Origin of the sequence: Silvania confinis (assembly GCF_025564085.1) — a bacterium.
Taxonomy (GTDB): Bacteria; Pseudomonadota; Gammaproteobacteria; order Enterobacterales; family Enterobacteriaceae; genus Enterobacter; species Enterobacter confinis.
Window position 1 is genome coordinate 14,355 of the sequence record NZ_JAMGZJ010000078.1, and the last position, 22,761, is coordinate 37,115.

Here is a 22,761-nt window from a genome sequence, read left to right on the forward strand (position 1 = left end):
CCTGGTGGTTGAAAGCAGAGTCATGCTGGAGCTTATTAAAGCACAAAAAGCGCCCGTAGGCGCTTTCTGAGAGGAGGGGGGGTTAACTGACAGCGGTGCCGGGCACCAGCACTTCGGTGGCGATAATCACGATCAGCAGCCCAACCAGCACCGGAACAGAGGTGCGTTTCACCACTTCAAACGGCGAGATTTTTGCCATACCGGCAACCGCCACCACCACGCCTGATACCGGCGAAATGGTACGACCCAGGTTAGAGGCTTGCAGCATCGGGATGGTCAGGTAAGCCGGGTTGATACCGGAGGAGTGCGCCAGTTTCGGGATCATCTCCACGAAGGCATAGAACGGCGCGTTACCGGAGCCGGTAGTCATTGCCGCCAGCATGGTCAGGACAACCAGTACCAGCATCAGGATGATACTCGCCGAACCGAACGAGGTGGCGATGGCGATCAAACTTTGAATGAAGCCGATGGTGCTCAACCCCTGGGCAAAGACCCCGGCGGCAACCAGCAGCATCACCACGCCGGCGAAGGCATCCGCCATCCCGCGATAGGCCACTTCCAGCCCGCTGAACACCTTCTGGGTATTGAAGCCACGCACAAATTCCAGAATCGCCGCCAGCAGCATACAGATCACCAGAATGGTGATGATGTGCAGTTCCGGGCCCCATTTACCGTCAAAAATCAGCACCCCGATAATCGGGGTAAACGGCATGATGGCGTAGAACGACGGTGCGGTGGTGGTGATTTCGCTGACGTCGAGTCTCTCGTGAGAGATGTTCTCTTTTTTATCGAGATATCGCTGCCAGAAGAAGTGCGCCACGGCCATGCCAATAATGGCCGCGATGGAGATCGGCAGGGTGGTTTTGAAGGCGAAGTCGATCAGCGGCATCTCGGCCGCTTTGGCCGCGAGCACCACGTCACCGGAGGTCGGAGAGAGGATAATGGCTGCCGGGGAGGCGCAAATTGCCGCCGCCGCGCCACGGCTGATGCCGACGTTAACCATGACCGGGAACAGGGTCGCCATCAGCAATACGCCAAGGCCGGTTGCTGAGGAGACGGCCAGCGACATCAGGCAGGCGACGAAATAGGCGGCAATCATCAGCAGATAAGGGGAGTTGATGTAGCTCAGCGGCTTTGAAGCCAGCTTCACGACCATGTCATTGGCGCCGATATGGGTCATGTAGGCGGCAAACCCGCAGAGCATCATGATCATCATCCCGAGATCGCCACCGCGGCTCATCAGCAGAATTTTGATGTATTCAACGATATCCGTTGCGGTGTAGCCGGTGCTGGTGGCGCTGGCTGGCAGTACCTTATGACCCATCAGGGCGCTGACAATCAGTAACGCCAGACCGCCGACGAACAATACGCCGGTCGCGGAATAGCCTTTGATGATATAGCGCGCGACGCCGACAATAACCACTACCCCAATGAGCAGTTCGATAAAGATTTGCATGAATTCCCCTGTCTCCCGACGCCCAGGGCGCAAGGATAAATAAGCAATGAAAATAAGGTGTCAAAATGTGCCCAAATATCGCGCCAGCATTGCTGACTAAAATCAATAAATCTACTACTAAAGGGGAGTTAGCCAATAATTTACACTGCAAAACGGCCTGGCTCCAGAGTCAGCCCGGAAAGAGAGGCTGCAGGGTATGGCGGAGCAGGTGGCGTTGCTACTGGCGGAGGGGTCGGTCAGTTTTGAATATCGTGAGTGGGCAACGGCGACGCTGATAATATTTCCGCTGATCGCTTTGATGATTATTTTTGTGCTGCAGTGGTTAACCCTCAGATGTATTTAAGATGGGTTTGTGATTATGGGGGGATTACCTTTTCGCTGATGGGTAGTGTGTGGTTGCTATGACTGTTTAATTATAATTTATCGATGGTGGGAGTTGTCATGTTTATTGCCTTTGCCGGTGTCTCTGCGGGGGCGAAGTTATTATCATGCTACATCTCTTCAGGCGTTGGATAAAACATATTCCTGAGATCCCTTTGAGGAAATTGAGCAGTTAATGGTTGCGATTCTCGACGGAGACACCCTGCGCATACGGGTCGAAAGTGATGACCACTGTCACCATCATTGCAGGGTTACTGCCCGTTGGGCGGTGTCGACAGCAGCAAAGAGGTGAGACGGCGGATTGCTTAACAGACGATCGGCGATTTGTTCATTATCTTCCCACGCTGGATAAGTTGTTGCCTCAGCGTTAATTTTTATCTTATATGCCGTCGCTATTTACGGCTCAAGCCGACTCTCCCAGGAATATTCTGATTAACCACGCTGAATAATTCAGATTTCAACCAGTGGTAGATCAATGGCATTACAACTACGCTATGCCGGTATAGGTACCGTTTATAAAAGTGGTAATGGTATTGTGACAATAATTAATAAATGCTTACTGATTTTTACTTTAATTTTAGGTCCGCTGACTTTCCCGGCTCATGCTATTGCGGATAAAGTTCAGCCTTTAAAAGACTGGGTAAAAACCGTCGGTAATAATGCAAAAACAACGTGGGAACAGCCCCAGCATTACGATCTGTATGTGCCCGCAATCACCTGGCACGCTCGCTTTGCCTATGATAAAGAGAAAACCGATCGCTACAACGAGCGCCCCTGGGGCGCGGGGTTTGGTCAATCGCGCTGGGATGAAAAAGGCAACTGGCACGGCCTGTACGTAATGGCATTCAAAGACTCATACAACAAGTGGGAGCCGATCGGCGGCTATGGCTGGGAAAAAACCTGGCGTCCACTGGCCGATGAAAATTTCCATCTGGGTGCGGGTTTTACCGCGGCGGTGACAGCGCGTGATAACTGGAATTACATCCCTGTGCCGGTGGTTTTACCGCTGGCCTCCGTGGGGTACGGTCCGGCAACCTTCCAGATGACTTACATACCGGGAACCTATAACAACGGTAACGTCTTCTTTGCCTGGATGCGCTTTCAGTTTTAACTGAAAAAACTTTACGTTTTGGTGATTTAATAGCCACACTTTGAATAGTAAAGAATAAAAATTGGGGGCTGAAAATTAACGCGACTTTTGTCACTTTTCTTCAAAAAGGCGCTTTACAAAACCGCTCACAATTGTTGTACTGATACCCGACACAGCATTTGTGTCCATTTTTCATGTAAAGGTAATTTTGATGTCTAAGATTAAAGGTAACGTTAAGTGGTTTAATGAATCCAAAGGATTCGGTTTCATTACTCCGGAAGATGGCAGCAAAGATGTGTTCGTTCACTTCTCTGCAATCCAGACTAATGGTTTCAAAACCCTGGCTGAAGGCCAGCGCGTTGAGTTCGAAATCACTAACGGTGCCAAAGGCCCTTCTGCTGCTAACGTCATCGCTCTGTAATTCAGACGAGACCAGCAAGAATTTCAAAACCCGCTCACTGAGCGGGTTTTTTTCTTTCTGCATCAGCCAAACAGATAAATTTTCAAAAAGCTGGCGACTATTAATACACTTAACAACACCATTCCTGCGCTGGCCATATTCTCTTTCATTACGTCACCCTCTCGTTATATTGCCTCAAGAGTGCCAGAGAAAAATTAAGCTAACATTAACGGCTGGCCATTTTAATGGGCATTCGTCGCAGAAATTATCCAGAATGCGAGCGCGGTCATCATCAACGACCCTAGCAGGTTAAGCGCAATATTCAGTAACGCCCAAGCAGCTCTTCCTTCCTGCAGTAAAAACACCACTTCAGCCGAGAAGGTAGAAAATGTGGTCAGGCCGCCGCAGAAGCCGGTGGTGATCAGCACTTTCCACACCGGGTCGATGTGGGTCATTCGATTGAACCATGCCAGCCCCAGGCCGATGATAAAGGCGCCGATAAGGTTGGCCGTCAGCGTGCCGATGGGGATCATTTGATGTATGGGGTTAAAGCGCATGCTCAATAGCCAGCGCGCGACGCTTCCTGTGCCCCCGCCGATAAAAACGGCTAAAAGTAGTTGAAACACGAACATTACCTGCTGTTTGATGTGTAAGAGCGATAAGTGTAACGCCGAATAAGGCAGGGTGAAAATATGTACGTTGCGGTTGGACAATTTGCGGTAACGGCGGACTGGCAAAAGAATGCTGAAACCTGTATCTCGCTGATGAGCCAGGCCCATCAGCAGGGTGCATCGCTACTGGTGCTGCCCGAAGCGCTGCTGGCGCGTGATGACAATGATCCAGATTTGTCAGTGAAATCGGCGCAGCTGCTCGACGGTGGTTTTATGACAATGCTGCTGGAAGAAAGTGCGCGAAATCAACTGACGACGGTGCTGACCGTGCATGTCCCGTCAACCACGGGCCGGGCGATCAATACGCTGGTGGCGCTGCGGGCCGGGAAAATCGTAGAGCAGTACGCCAAACTGCATCTTTACGATGCGTTCAACATTCAGGAGTCGAGGCTGGTAGATGCCGGGACGATCGTTGCGCCACTGATTGAGATTGACGGGATCCATCTGGGGTTAATGACCTGCTACGATTTGCGTTTCCCGGAGATGGCCCTGAATCTGGCATTGGCCGGTGCTGAGGTGCTGGTGCTGCCCGCAGCGTGGGTCAGGGGGCCGCTCAAAGAACATCACTGGGCCACACTGCTGGCAGCCAGAGCACTGGATACCACTTGCTACGTGGTCGCTGCAGGGGAGTGTGGCAATAGGAATATCGGTCAGAGCCGCATCATTGACCCACTGGGCGTGACGGTGGCGGCCGCAGCAGAAGCGCCTGCGTTGTTGATGGCTGAGATAAGCCGGGAGCGCATTGCACTTGCGCGTAGACAGTTACCGGTGCTGCGCAACCGACGCTTCGCCCCACCGCAATTATTGTGACGTTTTTTAAACAGGGCTTGATTCACCTTGTTACAGATTGCTATTGTGTGCGGGCGTCAAATGACCGTTAATACTCTCAGGTTTTTACGGCACGAAACGCAGCCTGTTCTAAGTCAAGAAGGTATCTATGGGTGAGATTAGTATTACCAAACTGCTGGTAGTGGCCGCATTGGTCGTTCTGCTGTTTGGTACCAAAAAGTTACGTACGCTGGGCGGAGACCTGGGTGCAGCCATCAAAGGCTTCAAAAAAGCCATGAATGATGACGATGCAACGGCCAGGAAAACAGCCGATGCTGATATTGCCGCCGAAAAACTCTCTCACAAAGAGTAACGGTAACGTCTCGCGGCGTGCAAAATAAAAAAAACCGGCTCAGGCCGGTTTTTTTATGGGTGAACTGTAAGCGTATGTGACGGGCTTACTTCACTTCTTCACCCTTCGCCTGCATGTCGGCGTGGTAAGACGAACGCACGAACGGACCGCAGGCAGCATGGGTAAAGCCCATCGCCATTGCTTCGGCTTTCATTTCGTCGAACTCTTCCGGGCTCACGTAACGTTGAACCGGCAGGTGGTGACGGCTCGGCTGCAGGTACTGGCCCAGCGTCAGCATGGTCACGCCATGGCGACGCAGGTCGCGCATGACTTCAACGATCTCTGCATTGGTTTCACCCAGACCAACCATCAGACCGGACTTGGTTGGGATCTCTGGATGCGCTTCTTTAAAACGCTCCAGCAGTTTCAGGGACCAGTTGTAATCGGCACCTGGACGAACCTGGCGATACAGACGCGGTACGTTTTCCAGGTTGTGATTGAACACGTCTGGCGGTGTGGCAGTGATAATATCCAGCGCGCGATCCATACGGCCACGGAAGTCAGGGACCAGTGTTTCGATTTTGATGGTCGGACTTTTTTCACGAATGGCTGCGATACAGTCAGCAAAATGTTGAGCACCGCCGTCGCGCAGATCGTCACGATCAACGGAAGTGATCACCACATAGCGCAGTGCCATATCGGCAATCGTCTGCGCCAGCTTCTGCGGCTCATTGGCATCAGGGGTAACAGGACGACCATGGGCAACGTCACAGAATGGGCAACGGCGAGTACAAATAGCGCCGAGGATCATGAACGTTGCAGTACCGTGGTTAAAACATTCAGCAAGGTTAGGGCAGGAGGCCTCTTCACAAACGGAGTGAAGGCCGTTTTTGCGCATCGCCGCTTTGATTCCCTGAATACGCGAAGAGTCCGCCGGAAGTTTGATTTTCATCCATGCCGGTTTTCTTAACAGCGCTTCGCGCTCCGTAGCCACGTTTTTAACCGGGATTAGGGCCATTTTATCGGCGTCGCGGTATTTAACACCGCGTTCCATCACAATGGGTTTACTCATAGCGTGCGTGTTCCAGTTGCGAATATCGAAGGAAAGCGTTTCAATTCAAGGGAATGTTGTATTTATCAACTATATTTGAATGAACGACAGGCAGTATATCATTGATACGGCCGATAAAGCAGCCTGCCGGGTCGCCAAATTGTAAAATAGTTGTTGTTTAGTGCCTTTCGGCCCGCGCAGCGCAGGCTCTCAGGTAAAAGGGGCGTTTCAAAACGCCCCTCGAATGACATTGATGACGTTTTCGAGGACCGGATCGCGAAGGCTTAGCTTGTTGTAATACAGCGAAATATCGACAGTTTCTTCATTCAATGATGTATAGGGGATCTGCTCCAGCGGCCAGCAGTGGCGTAGTAGAGTGAACAGGCGTGCCGGGATGATACCAATCAGGTCGCTGCTGCCGATCAGGGCGGCAATCGTAAAAATATTGTAACTACTGAAGGTGACCTGACGTTCCGGGAAAATCTCGTTAATGCGCATACGTAATGCATTCAGATTCTGTCCTTCCAGCACCAGCAGAGTCTGTTCATACTTCTGCAGATTTTCCACCGTCGCCGTCTGGCTGAGGGCGGGGTGTTGCTTGCGGCACACCAATAGCAGCCGATCGGTAAACAGGACATCGTGGCTTAACGCGCGCGTATTCAGGACATTGCTGTCCACGATCAGATCGGTCTGGAACTGGCCCAACTGCGTTTCGCCATCGCCGATTGAAATGTTGCGCAGCAGTAACTGTGGCGCACTAGCCTTCACCGCCTGATAAATAATCGGCATGACGAGCGCGCCGATCGAAGGGGTGGTACCGATGGTGATGGTGCGCTGCTTATCGTAGCTGCCGGTGAGATCAAGAGCGCCAAGAATAGACTCTAGACCCTGGCTAATGTACTCGTGCAGGTGAGTGGCATAGGCGGTAGGCGTCACGCCCTGACCTTTACGAATAAACAGGGGATCGGGGAATATTGCGCGCAGTTTTTGAATGGATTGGCTTATTGCTGAAGGCGTGAGATTAAGAATTTTCGCAGCATTAACGATTCCTTTGTGAACATAGACGGCCTCAAAAATTGTCAGTAAATTGAGATCAATATTGCGCAAAGTCCGAAAGATTTGCGGCTTTGCCTCACCGCCTGGCTCACTTAACCGTTTTGCTGGAAATTCATTAGGATCCACGCTGATACTCCATATTTATTCACAATAATGATATTAGTCGAAATTAAATATTGTGCTTATTGTTATATTTTGAACTGTTATCCAATAATTACTCACCTGACACTATTACTTTGTTGTCAGGCTACTGTGCCAGCCTGTCTCAGCAGGCGTGTCGATATGCCAGGCTGAGAAGATTACACGCGGATACACAGGGGTTTTGAAAATATAGAATGCGGGGAATATTGTAAAGGATAAATACCGTGAAATAAGAATGGCTCATCAGATAAATGAGCCATTCAGGTCGAGTTATGAAGCAGTGATATATTCATGGGGTGGATTGTTTAGCAGTGCTAAAAAAGCATGTACTAAATGTGGTCGCGCAATATCAGGCGTGATGTTCTCTACCCACTGGCTCATTTGCGCCATTTCCATGCCCGCGTAGCCGCAGGGGTTGATGCGCCGGAAAGGGGCTAGATCCATATTAATATTCAATGCAAGGCCGTGGAAAGAGCAGCCCTTACGAATACGTAAACCGAGTGAACAAATTTTCATTTCACCGACGTAGACGCCAGGCGCATCCGCACGGGGATGGGCATCGATATCAAATTCTGCCAGCGTGTTGACCACGGTCTGTTCAAGCAGCGTCACCAGTTCACGCACGCCGAGTTTTCTGCGCTTCAGGTTGAGCAGGACGTACATCACCTGCTGGCCCGGCCCGTGATAAGTCACCTGCCCACCACGATCGCTCTGGATCACCGGGATATCACCCGTCATCAGCAGATGTTCTGCTTTTCCTGCCTGACCTTGGGTAAACACGGGAGGATGCTCGACCAGCCAGATTTCATCCTGAGTGTTTTCGTCACGCGTGTCGGTGAAATCATGCATGGCCTGGGAAACGGGTTCATAGGGCTGAAGCCCAAGATGGCGGATAAGGAGGGTATCCTGATACAAAACGACATCTCCGAAACGAAGGAACTAAGTGTGGCAGGGAGTATATCACAGAGGGGAAACGGGTTACCCGGCGATGCGGGTAACCGAAAGACGTTACAGCACCATACGCACGATATCGATGTTACCGAGCTCTTCGTACAGCGTCTCGACCTGCTCAATATGCGTGGCAGTAATGGTGATGGAAACCGAGTGGTAATTCCCTTTGCTGCTCGGTTTAACCGTCGGGGAGTAATCACCCGGCGCATGGCGCTGGACCACTTCAACCACCTGATCAACCAGCTCAGGCAACGCCTGCCCCATTACTTTGTAAGTAAATGGCGTAGGGAATTCAAGCAGTTCGTTAAGTTTGGTTTTCATGTCAACTCCGGCAGTACGTCAAAAAAGAATAACTCCCACATCGGGTGGGAGTTATCAGGTTATCTAGTATATGGGGATGGAAATCACACTTTCAAGTGCTCAATTTTTAACCAAACCAGTGATGGAACATCAATTTAATGTAATCAATGATTTTGCCGAAGAAATTGCCTTCCGGGATTTCGTCCAGTACTACCAGCGGACGCTGATCAATGGTTTTTCCGTCGAGCTGGAAGTTGATGGTGCCCACAACCTGGTTTTTCTGCAGTGGTGCATGCAGCTCACTGGCGGTCAACACGTAGCTGGCTTTCAGATCTTTCATGCGGCCGCGTGGGATAGTCAGATAAAGGTCTTTATCGACGCCCAGTGAAGCACGATCGTTATCGCCAAACCAGACCGGCTCAGAAGCGAACTCTTTGCCTGCTTTCAGCGGGTTAACGGTTTCGAAGAAGCGGAAGCCCCAGGTCAGCAGTTTCTTGCTCTCGGTTTCACGTCCTTTGAAGGTTCGTCCGCCCATCACGGCAGAGATCAGGCGCATCTGGCCTTCGGTGGCAGAGGCCACCAGGTTGTAACCGGCTTTATCGGTATGACCCGTTTTGATACCGTCAACTTTCAGGCTGTTGTCCCACAGCAGACCATTACGGTTGGTCTGGCGGATGCCGTTAAAGGTGAATTCTTTCTCTTTGTAGATGGTGTACTCGTTCGGCACGTCACGGATCAGCGCCTGGCCAATCAGCGCCATGTCGCGCGCGGAGCTGTACTGACCGTCTGCGTCCAGGCCGTGCACGGTCTGGAAGTGGCTGTTCTTCAGGCCCAGAGCATTCACGTAGCTGTTCATCAGACCCACGAACGCATCCTGGCTGCCGGCCGCAAAATCGGCCATCGCCACACAGGCGTCGTTACCGGACTGCAGATTGATACCGCGGATCAGCTGCGAGACGGGTACCTGCATTCCTGGCTTCAGGAACATCAGCGAAGAGCCTTTGAACACCGGGTTGCCGGTTGCCCACGCATCGTTACCGATGGTGACCAGATCGGTCTCTTTGAATTTACCTGCTTTCATGGCCTGACCGATGACGTAGCTGGTCATCATTTTAGTCAGGCTGGCCGGGTCGCGTCGTGAATCAGCATTCTGCTCAGCCAACACTTTGCCGGAGTTGTAGTCGATCAGGATGTAGGATTCCGCGTCGATCTGCGGAACGCCAGGGATCATGGTCTTGATATTCAGGTCATCGGCATGCGCGACTGAGAGCGAGGCTGCGCAAAGCGCCGTAGCGAGCGCCATGCGCTGCATAAAACGAGCGGAGAAAGTGGTCTTCATGGTCAGAACAACGACATCCGTGATGGAATTAAAAAAAGTGCCTTACTATAGCAAATGCTATAGGGGCAGGCATCCGACTTTCAGCATGAGAGTGTGAATCCCTATTACAAATACTGACAATTCGGATACCGCTGATTAATCATTTCATTACAGCAATAAAGGACTGCAGCTGTGCTTCGCTTTGTAAACGTTGTTGCACGGATGCCGCCTCAGATTTGCTGGCAAAAGGACCGAGCTGGATACGCCATACGGCACCATTCTGCTCAAGCCGACCCGGCACGCCAAACTGCTGGCTCAGGCGCTGTTGATACTGCCGGGCACGCGCTTGATCGCTAACGGCACCCACCTGAACGACAAAGCTGCCGTTGGCGGAAACCGGCGCGGCCACAGGTGTTTGGGTAGAGCCTGGCGCGGTGACAGGTGCATTTTGGGTCACGGGTGCGGCAACGACCGGTTGTGGGGCAGGGGGTTCGCTGCCTTCCAGGACGCCAGAGGCGAGGGTCGTCGGTGCACCGAGGAAACCGCTGCTATTGACCGGTGCGCCCATACTGTCTTCGCTTTTCAGCGTGTCGTTACTGATGGCGCGTACGTCTCCCTGCACCGGCATCGGATCAGGCGCTGATGAGGCGCTGCCCATGCCGCTGTTGAGGTCCGGACGAGCAGGCAGGGCATAGGTTTGTTTAGCCACGGTGGTACAGGCCATACCCGGACCGGACAGGCTGCCGTCCTGGGCGACAATAATCGGATCGATACGCACTTTGGTGTTGTTCGACGTGTTCAGACGATCGGCCGCCGCACGGGACAGGGAGATAGCACGATCGTTACCGTATGGACCACGATCGTTAATGCGCACCACGATCATCCGGCCATTCGCCAGGTTGGTGATACGCGCATAGCTCGGGATCGGCAGCGTCGGATGGGCGGCGGTCAGCTGCATCGGGTCGAAGGGCTCACCGCTGGCTGTCAGGTTGCTGCCCGGTTCGGCGTCATAAATGGCCGCCAAACCGGCCTGGCTAAAGCGTGAAGGATCCTGCACGATTTTAAAACTTTTACCGTCGCGCTCGTAATCCTGATTGGCGGTTGCGCTCAGCGGTTCGAAACGCGGATCGGCCCCGCTAATCTCAACAATTGGACCATTACACACGGCCGGCTGCGGCGGTGCGACGGTGGCCTGCTGCTGACCATCGTCAGTTGTACAGGCTGCCAGTAAACTCGCGGCGATGCAGATCCCAATCCACTGCTTGCGCATTGCGTTCCCCTTATACGCTTTTCGACAACATTTTTCTGTGGGTATGAATCGACATCACGATCCCAAACCCGGCCATTAGCACGATCAGTGCCGAGCCTCCGTAACTCACCAGCGGAAGCGGTACGCCTACAACAGGCAGAATTCCGCTCACCATACCAATATTTACGAAAACATAAACGAATAAAATCAACATCAAGCCGCCAGCCATGACGCGGCCAAAGGTGGTTTGCGCGCGCGCGGCAATCCACAATCCACGCATGATTAACAGTACGTACAGCGCCAGCAGAATTAAAATGCCGACCAGGCCGAGCTCTTCTGCCAGAACCGCAAAGATAAAGTCGGTGTGACGTTCAGGCAGGAATTCGAGCTGCGACTGGGTACCGTGCAGCCAGCCTTTACCGCGTAGGCCACCGGAACCGATCGCAATCTTCGACTGTATAATATGATAGCCTGCCCCGAGCGGATCGCTCTCGGGATCCAGCAGCATCATCACGCGCTGACGTTGGTAGTCGTGCATCAGGAAGAACCACAGGATCGGGATAAAGGCGGCCAGCAGCACCACCGCAATACCAATCAAGCGCCAGCTCAGCCCGGAAAGGAACAGTACGAACAGGCCGGACAAGGCGACCAGGATAGAGGTCCCAAGGTCAGGCTGTGCGGCGACCAGCAGCGTAGGCATGAAGATCAGCACCAGTGCAATCCCGGTGTTCTTCAGCGATGGCGGACAGACGTCACGGTTTATAAAGCGTGCCACCATCAGCGGTACGGCGATTTTGGCGATTTCTGACGGCTGGAAACGGATGATGCCGAGATCGAGCCAGCGCTGGGCGCCTTTTGAGATTGCGCCGAAGGCATCTACAGCGACCAGCAGAATAATACAGATAATATAAAGATAGGGTGCCCAGCCTTCGTAGACGCGCGGTGGGATCTGCGCCATCACCACCATCACCACCAGGCCCATCGCAATCTGGCCGATCTTACGCTCCATCATGCCGATGTCCTGACCGCTGGCGCTCCAGATGACCAGCGCGCTGTACACTAACAGGGCCAGCAGGATCAGCAGCATAGCCGGGTCGATGTGGATTTTGTCCCACAGCGATTTCTTATTTGGATTATCCGTCACGATTATTGGTCCTCCGCGCCGGCGGCTGCCGGGCCTTCGCTCGGCAAGTCAGTGTTATTGTCACCCAGCATAATGTGGTCAAGGATCTGGCGCATGATGGTACCGACCGCCGGGCCGACACCGCCGTTTTCCAGAATAATTGACACCGCCACCTGCGGGTTATCATAAGGAGCAAACGCGATCATCAGCTTATGGTCACGCAGACGTTCAGCAATTTTGTGCGCGTTATAGGTTTCATTGGCCTTCAGGCCAAAGACCTGCGCCGTACCGGATTTCGCCGCAATTTTATACGGTGAACCGGCAAAATATTTGTGTGCCGTACCGTTGGCGCGGTTTGCCACGCCGTACATCCCGTCTTTGGCAATTTCCCAGTAGCCGGAATGGATATCACCTACCGGTGGCTCATGCGGCTGCGACCATGGCACTTTTTTGCCATTTTCGACCGTGCTCATCAGCAGGTGTGGTACTTTAACGACGCCGTCGTTAATCAGGATCATCAGCGCTTTGCTCATCTGTATCGGGGTGGCAGTCCAGTAACCCTGGCCGATCCCAACCGGGATGGTGTCACCCTGATACCATGGCTTCTTAAAGCGTTTTAGCTTCCACTCGCGGGTTGGCATGTTGCCAGAACGTTCTTCTGCCAGATCGATGCCGGTGTAGTGACCGTAGCCAAATTTGCCCATCCATTCGGACAGGCGATCGATGCCCATATCGTAGGCGACCTGGTAGAAGAAGGTATCGGCGGATTCTTCCAGCGATTTGGTAATATTTAGATGACCGTGGCCCCACTTCTTCCAGTCACGATAGCGTTTTTCTGATCCCGGCAGCTGCCACCAGCCCGGGTCGAAGAGACCGGTGTTGCGGGTGATCACCCCGGCGCTCAGCGCTGACACTGCCACATAGGGTTTCACCGTCGATGCAGGGGGATAGACGCCCTGAGTCGCGCGGTTGATCAGCGGTGTGTTGGGGTCGTTGAGTAGACCAGCATAATCTTTGCTGGAGATGCCATCGACAAACAGATTCGGGTCGTAGCTCGGGTTCGACACCAGCGCCAGAATGCTGCCGGAGCGGGGATCGGTAACAATCACCGCCGCACGACTGCCTGTCAGCAGGGTTTCGACATACTGCTGGAGTTTGAGATCCAGCGTCAGGTAAATATCATGCCCGGCCTGCGGTGGCACCTCTTTTAGCTGGCGGATCACCCGACCGCGGTTATTGACTTCAACTTCTTCATAACCGGTCTCGCCGTGAAGGATGTCTTCGTAATAGCGCTCAATGCCGAGTTTGCCAATATCATGGGTTGCCGCATAGTTGGCTAACTTGCCGTCTTTATCCAGCCTCTCGACATCTTTATCGTTGATTTTAGAGACGTAGCCGATGACGTGCGTCAGCGCCGAGCCATAGGGATAGAAACGGCGTTTGTAACCTTTAACTTCGACACCGGGGAAGCGGTACTGGTTAACGGCGAAGCGGGCGACCTGGACTTCGGTCAGGTTGGTTTTCACCGGAATTGACGTAAAGCGATGCGATCGCGCACGCTCTTTTTTAAAGTTCGCAATATCGTCGTCGTTCAGGTCGACCACGCCGCGCAGCGCGTCCAGCGTCTGTTGAACGTTATCCACCTTCTCCGGCATCATCTCTATTTGATAGATCGTCCGATTGAGCGCCAGCGGAGTGCCGTTACGATCGTAAATAATGCCGCGACTGGGGGCGATAGGGACGAGTTTGATACGGTTTTCGTTGGAACGTGTCTGATAATCGGTGAAGCGGACAATCTGCAGATTATAAAGGTTGGCGATCAGCACGCCAGTCAGCAGCAAAATCCCCGTAAAGGCGACCAGCGCCCGGCGCACAAACAGCGCAGACTCAGCCGTATAGTCGCGAAAAGAATTCTGTAGTTTCATCCGCTGCTTAATCTACCCAAGACTTAATGATTACTCACGGTGATAAGGGTGGTTGGTCGTGATGCTCCACGCGCGATAAAGACTTTCTGCCACCAGCACCCGAACCAGCGGGTGGGGCATTGTCAGCGCGGAGAGTGACCAACTTTGTTCTGCTGCCGCTTTGCAGGCGGGGGATAATCCCTCTGGACCGCCAATCAACAGACTGACGTCGCGACCGTCCTGCTTCCAGCGCTCAAGTTCCAGCGCCAGCTGCGGGGTATCCCAGGGTTTGCCCGGAATATCGAGAGTGACAATGCGGTTTTTGCCTGCGGCGGCCAGCATCAGTTCACCCTCTTTATCGAGAATGCGTTTGATATCTGCGTTCTTACCGCGCTTACCGGCAGGAATTTCCACCAGTTCAAACGGCATATCTTTTGGAAAACGACGCAGATATTCAGTAAACCCGGTTTGTACCCAGTCGGGCATTTTCGTGCCGACGGCTACCAGTTGCAGCTTCACGCATCAACCCCAGAGTTTTTCCAGCTCATACAGGCGACGGCTCTCTTCCTGCATGACGTGGACAATCACTTCGCCAAGGTCAACAACGACCCAGTCAGCAATGGCTTCACCTTCTACACCCAGCGGCAGCATGCCGGCGGCGCGTGATTCCTGAACCACATGATCAGCAATGGAGGCGACGTGGCGAGTGGAGGTGCCGGTGCAGATAATCATGCAATCGGTGATGCTTGATCTGCCCTGTACGTCGATAGTGATGATGTCCTGACCTTTCAGGTCATCAATTTTGTCGATAACGAAATCCTGGAGTGCTTTACCCTGCAAGTTTTCCCCCTGGGGAGTGAGATTGAGTAACTGTAAATTTGTAGCCAGACAGTATACCTGAACTGGCCGCAGTGTCGGGACAAATGTCACCGGACGGGCTGGTGAAGGCGGGTATCATCCCACCCTCTGCCGGAGATTGCATCGCCATTTTTGTAAAACAGTTTTTGTAAAACAATGCATGGCGGGCAGTCTGGCTGCGGAGGATATCAGCCTGGATGGGGGTGTCAATGGCGAGAATGCGAATGGCGCGCTTTTTCTGCCAACCGCCGCTCAGTTGTCGCTTTTGTGATACAACCCCTGCTGTTGAATGTAACTCAATACCGCTATGGGTAACATCTCGTCACAGGGGAGCCCCTGCTGTAAGCGCTGGCGAATCTGCGTCGCTGAGATATCAAACCACGGCGTTTCCGCCAGGTAAATTTTACCGGCGGGCAGGCTATGCAGATCCTCAGATTGATACGTTAGGTGTTGTTCCAGCCACTGCTGATGTTGTTCTTCTTTCATCGCCAGCGGATAGCCGGGACGGCGACAGACGATCAGATGGCTGTTATCAAGGATGGTGTGATACTGATGCCAGCTCGGGAAAGTGAGCAGCGAATCCTGGCCGATAATAAACGCCAGCGGTGTCTCAGGCCCCTGTTCAAGACGCCATTCCTGCAACGTTTGCGCCGTGTACGACGGCGTGTCTCGCCGGAGTTCACGCTCATCAAGACGAAACAGCGGTTTATCGGCTATCGCCAGTTCCAGCATGTGTTTTCGCTGTGCGCTGCTGGCGTCTGGCTGCGGGCGGTGCGGCGGCACGTTGTTGGGCATGATGGTGACGCGCTGCAGGCCAATCTGATTTGCCAGTATTTCGACCGGTTTCAGATGACCATAGTGCACGGGGTCAAAGGTGCCGCCAAACAGTGCCTGGAGCTTATGCATCTCAACCTTCTATAAAGATATCAGCCAGTGCCTTGTGGCACAGCAGCAGAGAAAGACTTTCCAGCTCAGACCACACCGACTGACCATAATCTTGCTTCAGGGTTAGCTCGGTACGCGTCAAAAGCTGAACGGCCTGGCGCAGCTGTTCCGGGCTGAGGCGGTTCAGAGCCTCGGTGGTCATACCGCGACGGTTCTGCCAGACGCGATGCTTATCAAACAGGGCGCGCAGGGGCGTATGCGATGACTGGCGTTTCAGGGTCACCAGCAGCAGCAGTTCGCGCTGTAAGGTTCTGAGCAGGATAACCGGCTCGCCACCCTCAAGACGCAGCTGTTGCAAAATATGCAGAGCGCGTTTGCTCTTCGCCGACAGCAGGGCATCAACCCAGTGGAAAGGCGTGAAATGCGCGGCATCGCTGACGGCCTGCTCCACGCGGGGTAGGGTTAATTTACCGTCCGGCCACAGCAGCGACAGACGTTCCAGCGCCTGGGCAAGGGCCAGCAGGTTGCCTTCGTAGCAGTAGCACAGCAGTTGGTTGGCGGCATCGTCCAGCTGGAGATTATTCTGTTTTGCCCTTGCCGCAACCCATTTGGGCAGGTGCGCCTGCTCGGGGGTCTGACAGGTCACCAACACTGAACTGGCGGCCAGCGTGCTGTACCAGGCCGCGTTCTCCTGCGCTTTGGTCAGCTTGTTCCCGCGGATAATCAGCAGCAGATCGTTGTGCAGCAAGCTAACCAGCGTCGCCAGCTGTTCGTTGATCGCCGCATTCGGGCCATTCTCCGGGAGCTGGATAAGCAGGGTCTGTCGTGCGGCAAACAGGCTCATCGCCTGACAGAGCGCGAAGATCTCCTGCCAGTCGGTGCTGTTGTCGAGGGTGAAGCTGTGGTGCTCGTCAAAGCCCTGAGTCGCAGCCACCTGGCGCACGGCATCCTGGCTTTCTTGCAGCAGCAGCGGATCGTTGCCGAGAAGCAGATACGCCGCGCGCAGCCCTTCATTGAGCTGCGCGCGGAGTTGTTCAGGGTACAACCTGAGCATTACTGACCCAGCGTCGAGGTGACGCGAGGCGAGGATGCCGCCGCAGGTTTATCCTGCTCGGCATGCTCTTTTTCAGCGGTATGGACACTCGGCAACTTACGGATCAGCTGTTCCGCTGCCTTGTCGTACATTTCGTTGACGATGATTGTCTGTTCAGCATCTTTTGCCAGCGCAGTCTGCGGGTTATCGAAGAACGAACGATAAACCTTGGTGGAGATCGGGTAAATGTCGCTTCCCGGGATCAGCACCGCAGCATGCACTTCCATCACCATCTGGTATTCCGCAGTACGACCATCCTGGAAGATGGAAGCAGTATCCTGGCCCAGACTCGAGCTTAAGATACGGAATGACGGGATATCCTGGCGCAGGGATCCTTTCTCGACCAGTTCAACGCCGTTAAGACGCAGCTGATTACGAATGGCCCGGCTAAGCGGACCATTTGGATCGCCAGAATCGAAAATCATTTTTTTCATCTGTTCCGGAACCTGCGTGGTATTACGCAGGTGCCAGCCACAGCCAGCGGTGATTAACACCGCCAGCCCTAACAGTAATGTTGCCAGTTGTCGCACGCTTCCTCCCGCGCTTAGCCAACGACCATGTTCAGCAGTTTACCGGGCACGTAGATCACTTTACGTACGGTAACGCCATCAAGATACTTCGCCACCAGATGTTCCTGGCCAGCGCGTTCGCGAACCTGTTCTTCGGTTGCATCAACCGGAACTGTGATTTTACCGCGCACTTTGCCGTTAACTTGCACGACGACCAGGGTGGTGTTTTCCACCATCGCAGATTCGTCCGCGACCGGCCACGGTGCGTTGTCGATATCGCCTTCGCCCTTCAGCTCCTGCCACAGGGTAAAGCTGGCGTGTGGAGTGAACGGGTTCAGCATACGCACAACTGCCAGCAGCGCTTCACGCATTAAGGCGCGATCCTGCTCGCCGTCCTGCGGGGCTTTCGCCAGCTTATTCATCAATTCCATAATAGCCGCAATTGCGGTATTGAAGGTCTGACGACGACCAATATCATCGGTCACTTTGGCCATCGTTTTATGCACATCACGGCGCAGCGCCTGCTGATCTTCGCTCAGGGCCGCAACGTCGAGGGCCGGAGCATCGCCCTGAGAGGTGTGTTCGTACACCAGTTTCCAGACGCGTTTCAGGAAGCGGTTAGCCCCTTCAACGCCGGATTCCTGCCACTCGAGGGTCATGTCGGCCGGAGATGCAAACATCATGAACAGACGCACGGTGTCGGCACCGTAACGTTCAACCATCACCTGCGGGTCAATGCCATTGTTTTTCGACTTCGACATCTTGCTCATGCCGGTATAAACCAGCTCGTGACCCTGTGCATCTTTCGCTTTTACGATACGACCTTTCTCGTCACGCTCGACGATGGCATCTACCGGGGAGACCCAATTACGCTCGCCGTTGACGCCAACGTAGTAGAACGCATCGGCCAGCACCATGCCCTGGCACAGCAGCTGTTTAGCCGGTTCGTTGGAATTTACCAGGCCTGCGTCACGCATCAGCTTGTGGAAGAAACGGAAGTACAGCAGGTGCATGATGGCGTGTTCGATCCCGCCAATGTAGATATCAACCGGCAGCCAGTAGTTCGCCGCTTTCGAATCCAGCATGCCTTCCTGATGCTGCGGGCAGGTATAGCGCGCATAGTACCAGGAGGACTCCATAAAGGTGTCGAAGGTGTCGGTTTCACGCAGCGCAGGCTGACCGTTAACTGTGGTCTTCGCCCACTCCGGATCGGCTTTGATAGGGCTGCTGATCCCGTCCATCACCACGTCTTCTGGCAGAATGACCGGCAGCTGATCCTCCGGGGTTGGCAGCACGGTGCCATCTTCCAGGGTCACCATTGGGATTGGCGCGCCCCAGTAACGCTGACGGGAAACACCCCAGTCGCGCAGACGGTAGTTAACTTTACGCTCACCCACGCCCAGCGCAGCCAGTTTGTCTGCAATGGCGTTAAAGCCCGCTTCGAAGCTCAGACCGCTGAATTCGCCGGAGTTGAACAGGGTGCCTTTTTCGGTCAGCGCTTGTGCAGACAGATCCGGTTCAGAACCGTCGGCTGCAAGGATAACCGGTTTGATGTCCAGGCTGTATTTGCTGGCAAACTCGTAGTCGCGTTGGTCGTGACCTGGAACGGCCATCACCGCACCGGTGCCGTATTCCATCAGCACAAAGTTGGCTGCCCAAACTGGGATCGCTTCGCCAGTCAATGGGTGTGTTGCGTAGAATCCGGTGGCAACGCCTTTTTTCTCCATGGTCGCCATGTCGGCTTCAGCCACTTTGGTGTTGCGGCATTCGTCGATAAATGCGGCCAGTTCCGGGTTGTTCTCTGCTGCTTTCTGCGCCAGCGGGTGACCTGCAGCCACGGCCAGGTAGGTCGCACCCATAAAGGTGTCTGGACGGGTGGTGTAAACAGTCAGCGTTTGATCGTAGTTTTCAACGTTAAAGGTGATTTCAACGCCTTCTGAACGGCCGATCCAGTTGCGTTGCATGGTCTTAACGGTGTCAGGCCACTGGTCCAGGTTATCCAGATCGTTCAGCAATTCGTCGGCGTAGGCGGTGATTTTGATAAACCACTGTGGGATCTCTTTACGCTCAACTTTGGTATCACAGCGCCAGCAGCAACCGTCGATAACCTGCTCGTTCGCCAGTACGGTCTGGTCATTCGGGCACCAGTTAACGGCGGAGGTTTTTTTGTAGACCAGCCCTTTTTTGTAGAGCTCGGTGAAGAATTTTTGCTCCCAGCGGTAGTATTCCGGGGTGCAGGTCGCCAGCTCGCGGCTCCAGTCATAGCCAAAGCCCAGCATTTTGAGCTGGTTTTTCATGTAGGCGATGTTGTCGTAGGTCCATGGCGCCGGGGCGGTGTTGTTTTTGACCGCAGCACCTTCAGCAGGCAGACCGAACGCATCCCAGCCAATTGGCTGCAGGACGTTTTTGCCCAGCATGCGCTGGTAACGGGCAATCACATCACCGATGGTGTAGTTACGCACGTGGCCCATGTGTAGTCGGCCAGAAGGATAGGGAAGCATCGACAGGCAGTAATACTTCTCTTTACTCTCGTCTTCGGTGACTTCAAAAGTGCGCTTCTCGTCCCAGTGTTGCTGGACTTTCGATTCTATCTCTTCCGGGCGGTATTGCTCTTGCATGGCTGCCAGTGGTCCTGTGTTCATTACTGCTACAAACGTAGCCAATGGATGTGGTATTTCAGATCCGCATAGCATAGCCCAAACGTCCGCGTCAAAACAGCCTTTACCTTAAAAGCCCCTTGCAGGAATTTACGCAGAGTGTGGCTGACCTGACACAGCGGTAAGGAAATAAGGTCTATCATTAGAGAGAGTTACTTACCCGGGAGGCAAGATGATGAACAAGGTTGCTCAATTTTACCGTGAACTGGTCGCCACACTGACTGAACGTCTGCGTAACGGCGAGCGTGATATCGACGCGCTGGTCGAACAGGCGCGAGCCAGGGTCATCCAGACGGGTGAGTTAACGCGAACCGAAGTGGAAGAGGTGACCCGCGCGGTTCGCCGCGATCTGGAAGAGTTTGCCCGCAGCTACGAAGAGAGCCAGGATGAGGTCACTGACAGCGTGTTTATGCGGGTGATTAAAGAGAGTCTGTGGCAGGAGCTGGCGGATATTACCGATAAAACGCAGCTGGAATGGCGTGAGGTGTTCCAGGATCTCAATCATCACGGGGTGTATCACAGTGGCGAGGTGGTGGGGCTGGGGAATCTGGTTTGTGAGAATTGCCATTTTCTTCTGGCGGTATATACGCCGGACGTGCTGCCAGCCTGCCCGAAGTGTGGGCATGACCAGTTCCAGCGTCGGCCATTTGAGCCGTAATTGATATGCCCGGTGAAACTGATATTCACCGGGCATGATTTACTGACAGGTAATACCAGTAGTCAGTATTCTACAAAGACACTAGCAAACGTATTAATTTGAAATCTTGTTGATTTCAGCACTCTTAAATTGTTGATTGCCGCCCATATTAGAGGCATAAGAGTGAGACGAGTTAAGAATCAGTTTGTCGGTTTTAATCGTACCAACATTACACGTCTTGAAGTTCATAAACCCACACTTATAACCGCCATTCTCAACCTTGCGGGCATTGAGTGTCATTACTCCACCTGCCTGGAGGGTATTATAATTAGTAATATCACTCCCATTTGTTGCACTTAAGGTTAAATTATTTGAGGCATTAAATATACCTTCATTATGAATGCCCTGCTGTGAAGAGATATCTAAATTGTTACCTGAAATTGTTGCCATATTTCTGGTGTGGTTGCTAACAATGTTTAGCTCAGGTGCAGAGATATAATAAGTATTATCGACTGTGCCGCTTTTAATCGATAGTGATTTGTCAGCGACAAGATTACCATGCTGCTTCAATGCGGCTTTTGTCTGAATCGTTAAATCCCCACCAGAAATACTTCCGTTGTTATATATTGCTCCTGTACCGACAGTTCCATTTTGCAAGGATGTGATGGCCAGGCCAGAGTTACCCGACAGGTTTCCTGTCACGTTGAGGCTACTGCCACCGAAGTTCACCGTAGTATATTTAGCGCTCGTAGAGCCACCGTTGTTAACATTACCCAGTGTTGAAATAGCAAGTTGCTCACCCGCCTGCAGCCAGGAACCAGATTTGGTGTTGAGGTCACCATTGGTATTGACTATCAGCGTTTTGGCAGATTTGATTGTGCCTGTGTTTTCAATGCTACCGCCGGCGGAAATGCCCATTTGTAAATTATTGACGATGTTGCCGCTGTTGTTGAGTGCGCCATTTGCGGTGATCATGGCGATATTATTAGTGGTGATGTTACCGCTGTTTTTCAGCTCACCGGCGGTGGCAATCTGCGCAACAAAACCGTTGTTGGTAATGGAACCCTCGTTGATCAGGTTACCGTTGATGCTCATCGCCAGGCTGGTATTAGTAATAATTGAACCTTTATTACGTACGCCAAATCCCAGGTTATTACCCATCATAGTGATATTGTTCGCTTTGATACCGCCAATATTTGAAATATCGAGGCTGTATTCAGGAATCAGTGTCTGAATCAGCGTTGCGCTTTTGTTATGAGACGTCACGGTACCAGCAGCGTCGTCATAGCTGAAATTACCCACGCTAACCACGGCGTTTTTAGCATGAACCCCACCGTTCAGCCTGATGGTGTCAGCCATCAGCAGTACCAGGCTGTCGTTGGCAAACATGCCGTATGCATCTACGCTAATATTGCCACCGGTAACGTCATAGCTCTTCAAAGAACCATCGTTGCCAAGGTTGACTTTACCGGTAGTCATTGTGACCTTGTCGGTATTGATGAAGTTACAGCCTGAACAACTGATACCGTTCGGGTTAGCGATCACCACGTCGGCTTTCTGACCGTTAACTTCGATAAAGCCGTTCAGCGCACTTGATTTATTCGAGATGACTTCATTAATAATGACGGAAGCGGCGCCATTAATCAGATTATTGTTCTTTGCAATATTGCCCAGCTTGTCATGATTAACATCCACGCCGCTGTTATTCAGCACCATGCCTTTATCGCTGACGTTGAATTCACGGTACAGGTTATGAGATACACCCGCTGCGTTCGGTGCTTCAATATCCACAACGTTGGCACCCGAACGGTGAGTATAAGAAACTGGATCAGCAAAGACGCAGGTTGAGGTTAACGCTGCTGCCAGAGCAACATAAGAAAGTTTGAATTTAAACATTTAATAGAGTCCTTT

23 protein-coding genes are annotated in these 22,761 nt (G+C 52.9%); 6 read left to right on the forward strand and 17 right to left on the reverse strand.

Features of this window, described 5'->3' with window-relative positions:
• Positions 1 to 82 precede the first annotated feature (82 nt).
• Positions 83 to 1,456 (reverse strand): anaerobic C4-dicarboxylate transporter DcuC, encoded by a 1,374-nt coding sequence (gene dcuC, locus M8013_RS17770; RefSeq protein ID WP_271269124.1) that lies wholly within the window; start codon positions 1,454 to 1,456, stop codon positions 83 to 85.
• 196 nt (positions 1,457 to 1,652) lie between these two features.
• Between dcuC and M8013_RS17775 the strand changes: the two genes are divergently transcribed.
• The 3 genes from M8013_RS17775 to cspE all read left to right on the forward strand — a co-directional run bounded on the left by M8013_RS17775 (position 1,653) and on the right by cspE (position 3,348).
• The gene (locus M8013_RS17775) at positions 1,653 to 1,799 is read left to right on the forward strand and encodes a hypothetical protein (RefSeq protein WP_271269125.1); all 147 of its coding nucleotides are present in this window, start codon (positions 1,653 to 1,655) and stop codon (positions 1,797 to 1,799) included.
• A gap of 513 nt (positions 1,800 to 2,312) precedes the next feature.
• On the forward strand, positions 2,313 to 2,948 hold the full coding sequence (gene pagP, locus M8013_RS17780) for a lipid IV(A) palmitoyltransferase PagP (RefSeq protein WP_271269126.1): 636 nt from the start codon (positions 2,313 to 2,315) through the stop codon (positions 2,946 to 2,948).
• Between the two features lie 190 nt (positions 2,949 to 3,138).
• Positions 3,139 to 3,348: a transcription antiterminator/RNA stability regulator CspE gene (gene cspE, locus M8013_RS17785; protein WP_000034825.1), complete on the forward strand. Its 210-nt coding sequence runs from the start codon at positions 3,139 to 3,141 to the stop codon at positions 3,346 to 3,348.
• Positions 3,349 to 3,569: 221 nt separating this feature from the next.
• Here the strand turns inward: cspE and crcB are convergent, their stop codons facing one another.
• Positions 3,570 to 3,953, reverse strand: coding sequence for a fluoride efflux transporter CrcB (crcB, locus tag M8013_RS17790; protein WP_271269127.1), 384 nt, complete (start codon positions 3,951 to 3,953; stop codon positions 3,570 to 3,572).
• 66 nt (positions 3,954 to 4,019) lie between these two features.
• On the opposite strand from crcB, the gene M8013_RS17795 reads away from it, so the two are divergent.
• Positions 4,020 to 4,808: a deaminated glutathione amidase gene (locus tag M8013_RS17795; RefSeq protein ID WP_271269128.1), complete on the forward strand. Its 789-nt coding sequence runs from the start codon at positions 4,020 to 4,022 to the stop codon at positions 4,806 to 4,808.
• Positions 4,809 to 4,935: 127 nt separating this feature from the next.
• The gene (gene tatE / locus M8013_RS17800) at positions 4,936 to 5,139 is read left to right on the forward strand and encodes a twin-arginine translocase subunit TatE (RefSeq protein WP_271269129.1); all 204 of its coding nucleotides are present in this window, start codon (positions 4,936 to 4,938) and stop codon (positions 5,137 to 5,139) included.
• Between the two features lie 85 nt (positions 5,140 to 5,224).
• Here tatE and lipA read toward each other — a convergent pair whose 3' ends face one another.
• The 14 genes from lipA to leuS all read right to left on the reverse strand — a co-directional run bounded on the left by lipA (position 5,225) and on the right by leuS (position 20,174).
• Positions 5,225 to 6,190: a lipoyl synthase gene (lipA, locus tag M8013_RS17805; RefSeq protein WP_271269130.1), complete on the reverse strand. Its 966-nt coding sequence runs from the start codon at positions 6,188 to 6,190 to the stop codon at positions 5,225 to 5,227.
• Between the two features lie 207 nt (positions 6,191 to 6,397).
• Positions 6,398 to 7,351 carry a YbeF family transcriptional regulator gene (locus M8013_RS17810; protein ID WP_271269131.1) on the reverse strand — a complete coding sequence of 318 codons (954 nt, stop codon included), beginning with the start codon at positions 7,349 to 7,351 and terminating at the stop codon, positions 6,398 to 6,400.
• Positions 7,352 to 7,636: 285 nt separating this feature from the next.
• Positions 7,637 to 8,281, reverse strand: coding sequence for a lipoyl(octanoyl) transferase LipB (lipB, locus tag M8013_RS17815; RefSeq protein WP_271269132.1), 645 nt, complete (start codon positions 8,279 to 8,281; stop codon positions 7,637 to 7,639).
• Between the two features lie 93 nt (positions 8,282 to 8,374).
• Entirely contained in the window at positions 8,375 to 8,638 is a 264-nt protein-coding gene (gene ybeD / locus M8013_RS17820; protein ID WP_003022706.1) for a DUF493 family protein YbeD, read from the reverse strand.
• 106 nt (positions 8,639 to 8,744) lie between these two features.
• Entirely contained in the window at positions 8,745 to 9,956 is a 1,212-nt protein-coding gene (dacA, locus tag M8013_RS17825) for a D-alanyl-D-alanine carboxypeptidase DacA (protein WP_271269133.1), read from the reverse strand.
• Positions 9,957 to 10,095: 139 nt separating this feature from the next.
• Positions 10,096 to 11,205 (reverse strand): endolytic peptidoglycan transglycosylase RlpA, encoded by a 1,110-nt coding sequence (gene rlpA / locus M8013_RS17830; protein ID WP_271269134.1) that lies wholly within the window; start codon positions 11,203 to 11,205, stop codon positions 10,096 to 10,098.
• Between the two features lie 10 nt (positions 11,206 to 11,215).
• Complete coding sequence (gene mrdB / locus M8013_RS17835; RefSeq protein ID WP_271269135.1) at positions 11,216 to 12,328, reverse strand: peptidoglycan glycosyltransferase MrdB; 1,113 nt, start codon at positions 12,326 to 12,328, stop codon at positions 11,216 to 11,218.
• A gap of 2 nt (positions 12,329 to 12,330) precedes the next feature.
• Positions 12,331 to 14,232: a peptidoglycan DD-transpeptidase MrdA gene (mrdA, locus tag M8013_RS17840; RefSeq protein ID WP_271269136.1), complete on the reverse strand. Its 1,902-nt coding sequence runs from the start codon at positions 14,230 to 14,232 to the stop codon at positions 12,331 to 12,333.
• Between the two features lie 30 nt (positions 14,233 to 14,262).
• A complete protein-coding gene (gene rlmH, locus M8013_RS17845) occupies positions 14,263 to 14,730 on the reverse strand; it encodes a 23S rRNA (pseudouridine(1915)-N(3))-methyltransferase RlmH (RefSeq protein WP_095281219.1) in 468 nt (155 codons plus the stop codon).
• A gap of 3 nt (positions 14,731 to 14,733) precedes the next feature.
• Positions 14,734 to 15,051, reverse strand: coding sequence for a ribosome silencing factor (gene rsfS / locus M8013_RS17850; protein WP_271269137.1), 318 nt, complete (start codon positions 15,049 to 15,051; stop codon positions 14,734 to 14,736).
• Positions 15,052 to 15,321: 270 nt separating this feature from the next.
• Complete coding sequence (gene nadD / locus M8013_RS17855; protein WP_271269138.1) at positions 15,322 to 15,975, reverse strand: nicotinate-nucleotide adenylyltransferase; 654 nt, start codon at positions 15,973 to 15,975, stop codon at positions 15,322 to 15,324.
• 1 nt (position 15,976) lies between these two features.
• Complete coding sequence (holA, locus tag M8013_RS17860) at positions 15,977 to 17,008, reverse strand: DNA polymerase III subunit delta (RefSeq protein ID WP_271269139.1); 1,032 nt, start codon at positions 17,006 to 17,008, stop codon at positions 15,977 to 15,979.
• Positions 17,008 to 17,577, reverse strand: coding sequence for an LPS assembly lipoprotein LptE (lptE, locus tag M8013_RS17865; RefSeq protein WP_271269140.1), 570 nt, complete (start codon positions 17,575 to 17,577; stop codon positions 17,008 to 17,010). The genes holA and lptE overlap by 1 nt, the downstream gene beginning before the upstream one ends.
• A 14-nt stretch (positions 17,578 to 17,591) precedes the next feature.
• Positions 17,592 to 20,174, reverse strand: a complete 2,583-nt coding sequence (gene leuS / locus M8013_RS17870) for a leucine--tRNA ligase (RefSeq protein ID WP_271269141.1) — start codon at positions 20,172 to 20,174, stop codon at positions 17,592 to 17,594.
• 214 nt (positions 20,175 to 20,388) lie between these two features.
• Here leuS and M8013_RS17875 point away from each other — a divergent pair, with 214 nt between their 5' ends.
• The gene (locus tag M8013_RS17875; RefSeq protein WP_271270147.1) at positions 20,389 to 20,871 is read left to right on the forward strand and encodes a zinc ribbon-containing protein; all 483 of its coding nucleotides are present in this window, start codon (positions 20,389 to 20,391) and stop codon (positions 20,869 to 20,871) included.
• Between the two features lie 93 nt (positions 20,872 to 20,964).
• Here M8013_RS17875 and M8013_RS17880 read toward each other — a convergent pair whose 3' ends face one another.
• Positions 20,965 to 22,746 (reverse strand): two-partner secretion domain-containing protein, encoded by a 1,782-nt coding sequence (locus M8013_RS17880; RefSeq protein WP_271269142.1) that lies wholly within the window; start codon positions 22,744 to 22,746, stop codon positions 20,965 to 20,967.
• Between the last annotated feature and the right edge of the window lie 15 nt (positions 22,747 to 22,761).

Bases quoted from the DNA above. Each gene is read 5' to 3' on its own strand.
- dcuC (WP_271269124.1), bottom strand. From the start codon at position 1,456: ATGCAAATCTTTATCGAACTGCTCATTGGGGTAGTGGTTATTGTCGGC.
- M8013_RS17775 (WP_271269125.1), top strand. From the start codon at position 1,653: ATGGCGGAGCAGGTGGCGTTGCTACTGGCGGAGGGGTCGGTCAGTTTT.
- pagP (WP_271269126.1), top strand. From the start codon at position 2,313: ATGGCATTACAACTACGCTATGCCGGTATAGGTACCGTTTATAAAAGT.
- cspE (WP_000034825.1), top strand. From the start codon at position 3,139: ATGTCTAAGATTAAAGGTAACGTTAAGTGGTTTAATGAATCCAAAGGA.
- M8013_RS17795 (WP_271269128.1), top strand. From the start codon at position 4,020: ATGTACGTTGCGGTTGGACAATTTGCGGTAACGGCGGACTGGCAAAAG.
- tatE (WP_271269129.1), top strand. From the start codon at position 4,936: ATGGGTGAGATTAGTATTACCAAACTGCTGGTAGTGGCCGCATTGGTC.
- lipA (WP_271269130.1), bottom strand. From the start codon at position 6,190: ATGAGTAAACCCATTGTGATGGAACGCGGTGTTAAATACCGCGACGCC.
- ybeD (WP_003022706.1), bottom strand. From the start codon at position 8,638: ATGAAAACCAAACTTAACGAACTGCTTGAATTCCCTACGCCATTTACT.
- dacA (WP_271269133.1), bottom strand. From the start codon at position 9,956: ATGAAGACCACTTTCTCCGCTCGTTTTATGCAGCGCATGGCGCTCGCT.
- rlpA (WP_271269134.1), bottom strand. From the start codon at position 11,205: ATGCGCAAGCAGTGGATTGGGATCTGCATCGCCGCGAGTTTACTGGCA.
- mrdA (WP_271269136.1), bottom strand. From the start codon at position 14,232: ATGAAACTACAGAATTCTTTTCGCGACTATACGGCTGAGTCTGCGCTG.
- nadD (WP_271269138.1), bottom strand. From the start codon at position 15,975: ATGCATAAGCTCCAGGCACTGTTTGGCGGCACCTTTGACCCCGTGCAC.
- holA (WP_271269139.1), bottom strand. From the start codon at position 17,008: ATGCTCAGGTTGTACCCTGAACAACTCCGCGCGCAGCTCAATGAAGGG.
- leuS (WP_271269141.1), bottom strand. From the start codon at position 20,174: ATGCAAGAGCAATACCGCCCGGAAGAGATAGAATCGAAAGTCCAGCAA.
- M8013_RS17875 (WP_271270147.1), top strand. From the start codon at position 20,389: ATGAACAAGGTTGCTCAATTTTACCGTGAACTGGTCGCCACACTGACT.
- M8013_RS17880 (WP_271269142.1), bottom strand. From the start codon at position 22,746: ATGTTTAAATTCAAACTTTCTTATGTTGCTCTGGCAGCAGCGTTAACC.